Origin of the sequence: Pseudomonas sp. NBRC 111123 (assembly GCF_001320205.1) — a bacterium.
Classification (GTDB): Bacteria; Pseudomonadota; Gammaproteobacteria; order Pseudomonadales; family Pseudomonadaceae; genus Aquipseudomonas; species Aquipseudomonas putida_J.
Map to the genome: position 1 here is coordinate 26,119 of NZ_BCAZ01000059.1, position 8,408 is coordinate 34,526.

At 63.9% G+C, this 8,408-nt stretch carries 9 protein-coding genes; 3 read left to right on the top strand and 6 right to left on the bottom strand.

The window, feature by feature from the left end; translation table 11 throughout:
- Positions 1–14: 14 nt before the first annotated feature.
- The 3 genes from APH27_RS22875 to dapA are packed head-to-tail and all read right to left on the bottom strand — an operon-like array spanning position 15 to position 2,795.
- On the bottom strand, positions 15–773 hold the full coding sequence (locus APH27_RS22875) for an MBL fold metallo-hydrolase (protein WP_027919936.1): 759 nt from the start codon (positions 771–773) through the stop codon (positions 15–17).
- Positions 774–1,892: an outer membrane protein assembly factor BamC gene (gene bamC / locus APH27_RS22880; protein WP_060485976.1), complete on the bottom strand. Its 1,119-nt coding sequence runs from the start codon at positions 1,890–1,892 to the stop codon at positions 774–776. It lies immediately after the preceding gene.
- 15 nt (positions 1,893–1,907) lie between these two features.
- Positions 1,908–2,795, bottom strand: coding sequence for a 4-hydroxy-tetrahydrodipicolinate synthase (dapA, locus tag APH27_RS22885; RefSeq protein WP_027919938.1), 888 nt, complete (start codon positions 2,793–2,795; stop codon positions 1,908–1,910).
- A 260-nt stretch (positions 2,796–3,055) separates the two neighbouring features.
- Between dapA and APH27_RS22890 the strand changes: the two genes are divergently transcribed.
- Positions 3,056–3,616: a glycine cleavage system protein R gene (locus APH27_RS22890; RefSeq protein WP_013973793.1), complete on the top strand. Its 561-nt coding sequence runs from the start codon at positions 3,056–3,058 to the stop codon at positions 3,614–3,616.
- Positions 3,617–3,627: 11 nt separating this feature from the next.
- Positions 3,628–4,101 (top strand): peroxiredoxin, encoded by a 474-nt coding sequence (locus tag APH27_RS22895; RefSeq protein ID WP_027919939.1) that lies wholly within the window; start codon positions 3,628–3,630, stop codon positions 4,099–4,101.
- A gap of 35 nt (positions 4,102–4,136) precedes the next feature.
- Here APH27_RS22895 and APH27_RS22900 read toward each other — a convergent pair whose 3' ends face one another.
- Positions 4,137–5,207, bottom strand: coding sequence for an AI-2E family transporter (locus tag APH27_RS22900; RefSeq protein WP_027919940.1), 1,071 nt, complete (start codon positions 5,205–5,207; stop codon positions 4,137–4,139).
- Between the two features lie 19 nt (positions 5,208–5,226).
- Entirely contained in the window at positions 5,227–5,466 is a 240-nt protein-coding gene (locus APH27_RS22905) for a sulfurtransferase TusA family protein (RefSeq protein ID WP_060485977.1), read from the bottom strand.
- A gap of 118 nt (positions 5,467–5,584) precedes the next feature.
- On the opposite strand from APH27_RS22905, the gene APH27_RS22910 reads away from it, so the two are divergent.
- Positions 5,585–7,021 (top strand): M48 family metalloprotease, encoded by a 1,437-nt coding sequence (locus APH27_RS22910; protein ID WP_027919942.1) that lies wholly within the window; start codon positions 5,585–5,587, stop codon positions 7,019–7,021.
- 109 nt (positions 7,022–7,130) lie between these two features.
- On the opposite strand, the gene nadA is transcribed toward APH27_RS22910, so the two are convergent.
- Positions 7,131–8,189, bottom strand: coding sequence for a quinolinate synthase NadA (gene nadA, locus APH27_RS22915; protein ID WP_027919943.1), 1,059 nt, complete (start codon positions 8,187–8,189; stop codon positions 7,131–7,133).
- Positions 8,190–8,408: the final 219 nt, after the last annotated feature.

Consider the following 8,408-nt stretch of genomic DNA (forward strand, 5'->3'; position numbering starts at 1 on the left):
GCTGAGGTGTTGGGCTAGGCGATTTCGCGCCAGTCGAGCCCGTGTTCCTGATTCGCCACCTGGAGCCAGTCCGGGTCGCACCCGAGGGTGTCGACGAAGCACTGGCGGGCCAAATGTGGCAGGTTATTCTTGCTGCTGAGGTGGGCCAGCACCAGGTGTTGCAGGTTGTTCCAGCCCAACTCTTGCACCAGGCGCGCGGCCTGGTGGTTGTTCAAATGCCCTTGCATGCCACCGACCCGCTGCTTCAGGAAGGCCGGGTAGTGACCGCGCGCGAGCAGGTCGCGGCAGTGGTTGGCTTCAATCAGCAGTGCGTCCAGGCCCTGATAGCGTTCAAGCAGCAGCGCATCATACGAGCCCAGGTCGGTGAGCATGCCGAAACGTCGGCGACCGTCACTGAACACATACTGCAACGGCTCGTAGGCGTCGTGTTCGACCCGTGCCGCACTCACTTCCAGGGCGCCGATCTGCAGGCGCTCGCCACAAGCGAGAAAACCGGTCACCTCCACCGGCTTGCGCATGCCGCGCAACGTGCCTTGGCTGAGATAGACCGGTACATTGTAGCGCCGCGACAGCAACCCCACCCCATGCACGTGGTCGGCATGTTCGTGGGTCACCAGCACGGCGCTCAGTTGTGCCGCCGACACCCCGAGCAGCGCCAGACGCCGCTCGGTTTCGCGCAGGGAAAAGCCGCAATCGACCAGGATGAACGTGTCACCACTGGCGATCAGCGTGCCATTTCCCTGGCTGCCGCTTCCGAGTACCGCGAAGCGCACTTAGCCCAGATGGTCCTGAATGGCGCTCAGCACGCGGCGGGCGACATCGGCCGGGGCCACGGTGTTGATGTTCTTCTCGACGGTGACCTGCACGCTCTCGCCAACCTTGCTCAGGCGTACCTGATAACGCTCGGCACGGGCTTCACGTTCTTCCTTGGTCGGTGCGCTGCCGAACATGCGGCTGAAGAAGCCAGGCTCGTTCTGCTTGTCTTCAGGCTTTTCCGACAGGTTGATGTAGTACAGGCCCAGGCTGCGGTTGATGTCCTCGACACGCCACTCGCCCCCCTGCTCCAGGGCACGGCCCACGCCGGACCAGGCACGGTCCAGGTCCGAGCCGAGGAACAGCACGGGGTTACCGCTGCCGTCTTCGCTCAGGCTTACCCGGCTAGGGGCGTCGAAGTCGCGTGCAGCCAGCAGCGAAACCGAACCGCCCTTCTCGGCGCTACGGCTCATGCTGGCCAGCATTTCGTCGACCAGCAGCGCGTCAGCGCCGGTGTTGGCCGAAGTGGACGGGAACGCAGTGTCGGCAGTGCTGCCGGCCGGGCGTTCGACGCTGACGATGTACACCTCGGAGGTGTTGCGTTGTACGCCGGGCTCGATGCGAACACGCACACGCACTTCGCTGTCGCCATTGCTGGCAGTGCTCGACAGGCGCTGACCGAGGGATGCCGACAGTTCGTCGAAACGCTGCCAGGTGGTGTTGAATTCACCCGTCTGCGGGCGCTCTTCAGCAATGCGGAAGCCATTGTCCTCGAAGAACTGGTGAGCCACCGGCCACACTTCGGCCGGCGAGTGCTGGGCCAGTACCCAGCGGCTGCTGCCGCTGCGCTGCAGGGTGTAGTCGCTGGCTTCGGCACCGGCGGTCAACGGTTGCGGGCGCGGCACTTCGAACTCGCCAGAGGCACGATCGTCAGCGACATTGCGGGGGATCGGCAGCAACGGGTCAAGGCGCTTGACGTTGCCGGCGTCCGGCGGCAGTTGCATCGGCGCAGTCGGGTGCGCCTGCAGGTAATCGCTGCCGCGGTCGCGGAAATAGCCATCCTCGCCCCACAGCCAGCCACACCCACTGGTGCTGGAAATGATAAGGGCGAGCGCGGAAAGACCAGCCAGTCGCTTCATGCGGTGTACTTCCTCTTAAACCAGTACGCCGGACTGGCGCAAGGCAGTACGGACTTTTTCGTGGCAACCTTCGCTCAGCCAGGTCAGTGGCAGGCGAATGCCTTTGTGCATCAGGCCCATTTCCACCAGCGCCCACTTCACAGGGATCGGGTTGGCTTCGCAGAACAGGTCTTTGTGCAGCGGCATGAGTTTTTCGTTGATTGCGCGGGCCTTCTCGGCATTGCCCTCAAGGGCGGCCTCGCACAGGTCGGCCATTTCGCGCGGGGCGACGTTGGCGGTGACCGAGATATTGCCCTTGCCGCCCATCAGGATCAGCTCGACAGCGGTCGGGTCGTCGCCGGACATGACGATGAAGTCCTTGTCGACGCCGTCAAGGATGGCCTTGGCGCGGGCCAGGTCGCCGGTGGCTTCCTTGATGCCGATGATGTTCTTGACCTTCGACAGGCGGATCACGGTCTCGGCCTGCATGTCGCAGGAGGTGCGGCCAGGCACGTTGTAGAGGATCTGCGGAATGTCGACGGCTTCGGCGATGTGCTTGAAGTGCTGGTACAGGCCTTCCTGGGTCGGCTTGTTGTAGTACGGCACGACCAGCAGGCAAGCGTCGGCGCCGGCATTCTTGGCGTTCTGGGTCAGGTGCACGGCTTCGGTGGTGGAGTTCGCACCGGTGCCGGCGATCACCGGGATCGGCTTGTTGCTGCGCTTGACGCGCTCGACCACGTGCTTGATGACCAGGATGTGCTCTTCGACATCCAGCGTGGCCGACTCACCGGTGGTGCCGACTGCGACGATCGCGTGGGTGCCGTTTTCCAGGTGGAAGTCTACAAGTTTGTCGAGGCTGACCCAGTCCAGACGCCCTTGTGCATCCATGGGTGTGACCAACGCCACCATACTGCCCGCAATCATGTAACTGCTCCTGCCGGAAAAAGAGAGCGGTAATGGTACTGGGGGCATCGACCTTGCACAAGCGAAGCAGGCGGGCGGAGCATTCCCCTCGGCGCCTTATTTCGCTACCCTTGACCCTTTGATCGGTGCAGCGCGGCCCGCCGGGCCGTCGACCTTGCTCCCCGGCCAGCGTCCACGTCCGCGCATGCGAGCCCCGGGCCCTGCCGACAGGAGGCTTTCGCCCGTCCTGCACCGACCGCTCATCGCTTTAGGAATGCTGCATGTCCACCCCCACCGTCCGCGAACAATTCCTTGTCATCAGCGCCCTGGGCCCCAACCCCATGGAGCTGGCCAACGTCCTCAGCCGCGCCGCCTTCGAAAACCGCTGCGCGGTGGTCACCTCGCGCCTGAGCCGCCACGGCGAGACCAGCGCCCTGGTGCTGCAGGTGGGCGGCAGCTGGGATGCCCTGGCTCGCCTCGAAGCCATGCTGCCGGGCCTGGGCAAGAAACACGGCCTGACCCTCGACGTGGTGCGCAGCGCCGACCAGGAAGTGCGCCCACAAGCCCTGCCCTACGTGGCCTACGTCAGCGCCGCCTACCGCCCGGACATCATCAACGAGCTGTGCCAGTTCTTCCTCGACCACCGCGTCGAGCTCGAAGCCATGACCTGCGACACCTACCTGGCGCCGCAGACCGGCAGCAGCATGCTCAATGCCCAGTTCACCGTGATCCTGCCGGCCGGCACCCAGATCAGCTGGCTGCGTGACCAGTTCCTGGACTTCGCCGACGCCCTGAACCTCGATGCCCTGATCGAGCCGTGGCGCCCACAAAACCCCATGTAAGGAAACCGACCATGGCTGTAGCACTCGACCAACCCGTCGCCGACTTCCAGGCCCAGGCCACCGGCGGCCAGACTGTCAGCCTGGCCGAACTCAAGGGCCAGCAGGTGGTGGTGTACTTCTACCCGAAGGACAGCACCCCGGGCTGTACCACCGAAGGCCAGGGCTTCCGCGACCAGCATGACGCCTTTACCGCCGCCAACACCGTGGTGTTCGGTGTGTCGCGCGATGGCATCAAGTCGCACGAGAACTTCAAGGCCAAGCAAGGTTTTCCGTTCGAGCTGATCAGCGACAAGGACGAGGCCCTGTGCCAGCTGTTCGACGTGATCAAGCTGAAGAAGCTGTACGGCAAGGAATACATGGGCGTCGACCGCAGCACCTTCCTGATCGACAAGGACGGTGTGCTGCGCCAGGAATGGCGTGGCGTGAAGGTGCCGGGGCATGTGGATGCCGTATTGGCAGCTGCCCAGGCCCTGAACAAGGCTTGAGATTGATTGGGGCCGCAAAGCGGCCCCAGTTACCTTCAAAGCATCGGTGAAACGCTCGGCTCCTGCCGCGGCCAGGCATCCAGGACGGCCTTGATCAAGGTCGCCAGCGGGATCGCAAAGAAGATCCCCCAGAACCCCCACAGCCCACCAAACAGCAACACCGCGCAGATGATCGCCACCGGGTGCAGGCTCACCGCCTCGGAGAACAGCAGCGGCACCAGCACGTTGCCATCCAGCGCCTGGATGATCGCGTACACCGTCATCAGGAAGATGAACTGGTCGCCCCACCCCCACTGGAACAGCGCGATCAGCGTCACCGGCACGGTCACCACCACAGCGCCCACGTAGGGCACCACCACCGACAACCCCACCAGAAGCGCCAGCAGCGCGGCGTAATTGAGCCCCAGGCTGATGAAGGCGATGTAGGTGGCTATCCCGCAGATCAGGATCTCGATGCCCTTGCCGCGAATGTAGTTGGCGATCTGGCGGTTCATCTCGCTGCCTACCCGGCTCAGCAAGGTACGCTGGCGCGGCAGGTAGCCACTGACCCAGCGCCCGATCAGCTCACGGTCCTTGAGGAAGAAGAACACCAGGATCGGCACCAGCACCAGGTAGATCATCGCATTGACCAGCAGTGGCAAGCTCGACAGCGAAAAGGTCAGCGCCCATTGGCCGAACTTGCCGATTTCGCCCCGTACCGACTCGATCGCATGCAGCACCTGCTCGTCCGACACCAGGTGCGGATACCGCTCGGGCAGCAGCAGCAACAGCGACTGCCATTTGCCAAGCATCCCCGGCAGTTCGTTGAACAACGTGATCAGCTGATGCCAAAGCAGCGGCACCAGCACCAGCATGAACACCGCCAGCGCCCCCATGAACAGGGCAAACACCAGCATTACCGCCAGCCGGGTCGGCACCCGCACGCGCTCCAGGGCGTTGACCAGGCCCTGCATCAGGAACGCCAGGACCATGCCCGCCAGCACCGGCGCGAGCATGCCGCCGAGGGTGAGCACTGCGGTGAAAGCCAGGAACAGCAGGACCGCCAGCACCACTGCTTCCTCATCGGAGAAGTAGCGCTCTATCCAGTCGCGAAGCACTTTGAACATTGACGATCCTTGGGGTGGGTCAGGCCTTGCGTAGCCAGTAGGTGTAGGTACCGGCCTGGGCCGTTTCATGCAGCAGGGTATGACCGGCAAGCTGGGCGAAAGTGCGGAAGTCGCGCTGCGAACCGGCATCAGTGGCGATAACCTTGAGTACCGCACCGCTGGCCAGGCGGTTGAGCTCCATCTTCGCCTTCAGCAGCGGCAGTGGGCAATTCAGCCCGCTGGCGTCGAGTTCGGCGTCGCAGGTCAGGGTGTCACTCATCGGGCGCGTCTCCAGGGCGGGGCGGACAGTCTTGGGCAAAGCCCGGTAGCATACCGCCTCTGGTCGGCTCCGCGCGACCCGGCTACAGTAAGGCTTTTCGACCGACGCGAGCTTCTGCATGAATCTACTGCGCCCCACCCTGCTGGCGCTGGCCTGCCTGATGGCCCTTCCTGGCCATGCCGACGACCTGCCGTCACTGGGCGATGCCAGCTCCGCGATCGTCTCGCCGAAACAAGAGCACGACCTCGGTCGCGCCTGGCTGAGCCTGCTGCGCGGCCAGGTCAACCAGCTCAACGACCCGCAGCTCAAGGACTACGTCGAAACCACCGTCTACCGCCTGGCCGAAACCAGCCAACTGCAAGACCGGCGCCTGGAATTCATCCTGATCGACAGCCGCGAGCTCAACGCCTTCGCCGCCCCTGGTGGTATCGTCGGCGTCAACGGTGGCCTGTTCCTCAATGCCCAGACTGAAGGCGAGTACGCCTCGGTACTGGCGCACGAACTGGCGCACTTGTCGCAACGCCACTTCGCCCGAGGCGTCGAGGCGCAGCAGCGCATGCAACTGCCAATGATGGCTGCCCTGCTGGCCGGTATCGTGCTGGCGGCCGGGGGCGCAGGCGATGCCGGCATCGGCATGATCGCCGGCACCCAGGCTGCGGCTATTCAGGAACAACGGCGCTTCTCGCGGCAGAACGAGCAGGAGGCTGACCGCGTCGGTATCCAGAACCTGGAAAAGGCCGGCTACGATCCGCGCAATATGCCAACCATGTTCGAACGCCTGGCGCGCCAGTACCGCTACGATGCCAAACCGCCAGAATTCCTCCTGACTCACCCGGTAACTGAATCGCGTATCGCCGACACCCGCAACCGCGCCGAACAGGCGCCCAAGGGCGGCGTCGAGGACAGCCAGCGCTACCAGCTGATCCGCGCCCGCGTTGCACTCACCTACGAGGGCACTCCAGGCCTTGCGGCCAAGCGCTTCCGCGCCCAGCTCGACGAAGACCCGAAACTGGACGCTGCGCGCTACGGCCTGGCCTTGGCGCAGATCAAGGGCGGCCAGCTCAACGAAGCGCGGGAAAACCTCAAGCCATTGCTGGCCAAGGCGCCCAACGACATCACCTACAACCTCGCTCAGATCGACCTGGATATCACCAACAACCGCCTGGCCGACGCGCAGCAGCGCGCCGAGCGCATGCAGGGGCTTTACCCCGGCAACTACCCACTGAAACAGGTGCGTGCCGACCTGCTGGTGAAACAGAACAAGCCGGCCGAGGCCGAGAAGGTGCTGGACGACCTGCTCAAGAGCCGACCGGATGACCCGGACGTCTGGTACGACATGGCTGAAGTGCGCGGGTTGTCGGGCAACACCATCGGCCTGCACCGGGCGCGCGCGGAATACTTCACCCTGGTGGGGGATTTCGACCAGGCGATCCAGCAGCTGGATTACGCCAAGCGCCGGGCGGGCGGCAACTTCCCGCTGGCATCGCAGATCGACCAGCGCCAGCGCGAGATCATGGAGCAGAAGCGCATGGTTATGGAAATGATGGGGCGCTGACGGCCTATTCGCGGGTAAACCCGCTCCCACAGAAACTGCACAGCGCTCAAGATCTTTGCGCTTCTTGTGGGAGCGGGTTTACCCGCGAAGAAAGCAACGCGGTCTTGCGTCAGGCGTTACCGGAGAGTTTCAGGCGAGCTGCCTGGGTAAAATCCAGCATACGGTTCAACGGCTTGATCGCCTTTGGCACCAGCGCCGGATCGACGAAAATCTCATCGCCGCCGTTACGCAGGCAGTGCAGCACGCGCTCCAGGGTATTCATCGCCATCCACGGGCAGTGTGCGCAGCTGCGGCACGCCGCGCCGTTACCGGCGGTTGGCGCTTCGACGAATGCCTTGTCCGGGCAAAGCTGCTGCATCTTGTAGAAGATGCCGCGGTCGGTAGCGACGATGAAGGTCTTGTTGGGCAGGGTCTGCGCCGCCTTGATCAGCTGGCTGGTGGAGCCCACCGCGTCGGCCAGTTCGATCACCGCTTCCGGCGACTCTGGGTGCACCAGAATGGCGGCATCCGGATACAGCGCCTTCATGTCGGCCAGCTGGCGTGACTTGAACTCTTCGTGAACGATGCAGGCACCGTCCCACAGCAGCATGTCGGCACCCGTCTGCTTCTGGATGTAGCGACCCAGGTGCTGGTCCGGCCCCCAGATGATGGTCTCACCGTTGTCCATCAGGCTTTCGACGATTTCCAGCGCGCAGCTCGACGTCACCACCCAATCAGCCCGCGCCTTCACGGCAGCGGAGGTGTTGGCGTAAACCACCACGGTACGCTCCGGGTGCTGGTCGCAGAAGGCCGAGAACTCCTCGACCGGGCAGCCCAGGTCGAGCGAGCAGGTGGCCTCCAGGGTCGGCATCAGCACGCGCTTTTCCGGGGTGAGGATCTTGGCGGTTTCGCCCATGAAACGCACACCGGCGACGATCACCGTCTCGGCCGGGTGGTTCTTGCCGAACCGGGCCATTTCAAGTGAATCGGATACGCAACCGCCGGTCTCTTCGGCCAACGCCTGAATGACCGGGTCGCAGTAGTAGTGAGCCACCAGCACGGCATTCTGCGCTTTCAGCTCGGCAGCGATGGCCGCACGGTATTCGGCCTCCTGCTCGGCAGTCAGCGGGTTCGGCTGCTTGGCGTCAAGGTGGGCCTGAACCAACAGGCGTTCGGAAATCTGGGTCATGATCGCTGGACCTGCAGGCGCGCGTGCGCGTCAAATCGAGTGTATCACCCGGCCCTGGCAGATCGGCTAAGGGTGCCGGACGGCAGGTACACCGCCACGGCCCTCTGCGGGCGCGGATTATTATCGGACGCCGAAGGCTACAGACAATCAAGGGAATTCAAAAGCGGTTTTTGTAGTGCCTGTACCGGCCTCTTCGCGGCTAAAGCCGCTCCCACAGGA

Excerpts from the sequence above, each read along its gene's own strand:
- APH27_RS22890 (WP_013973793.1), top strand. The coding sequence starts at position 3,056 with ATGTCCACCCCCACCGTCCGCGAACAATTCCTTGTCATCAGCGCCCTG.
- nadA (WP_027919943.1), bottom strand. The coding sequence starts at position 8,189 with ATGACCCAGATTTCCGAACGCCTGTTGGTTCAGGCCCACCTTGACGCC.
- APH27_RS22910 (WP_027919942.1), top strand. The coding sequence starts at position 5,585 with ATGAATCTACTGCGCCCCACCCTGCTGGCGCTGGCCTGCCTGATGGCC.
- APH27_RS22900 (WP_027919940.1), bottom strand. The coding sequence starts at position 5,207 with ATGTTCAAAGTGCTTCGCGACTGGATAGAGCGCTACTTCTCCGATGAG.
- bamC (WP_060485976.1), bottom strand. The coding sequence starts at position 1,892 with ATGAAGCGACTGGCTGGTCTTTCCGCGCTCGCCCTTATCATTTCCAGC.
- dapA (WP_027919938.1), bottom strand. The coding sequence starts at position 2,795 with ATGATTGCGGGCAGTATGGTGGCGTTGGTCACACCCATGGATGCACAA.
- APH27_RS22905 (WP_060485977.1), bottom strand. The coding sequence starts at position 5,466 with ATGAGTGACACCCTGACCTGCGACGCCGAACTCGACGCCAGCGGGCTG.
- APH27_RS22895 (WP_027919939.1), top strand. The coding sequence starts at position 3,628 with ATGGCTGTAGCACTCGACCAACCCGTCGCCGACTTCCAGGCCCAGGCC.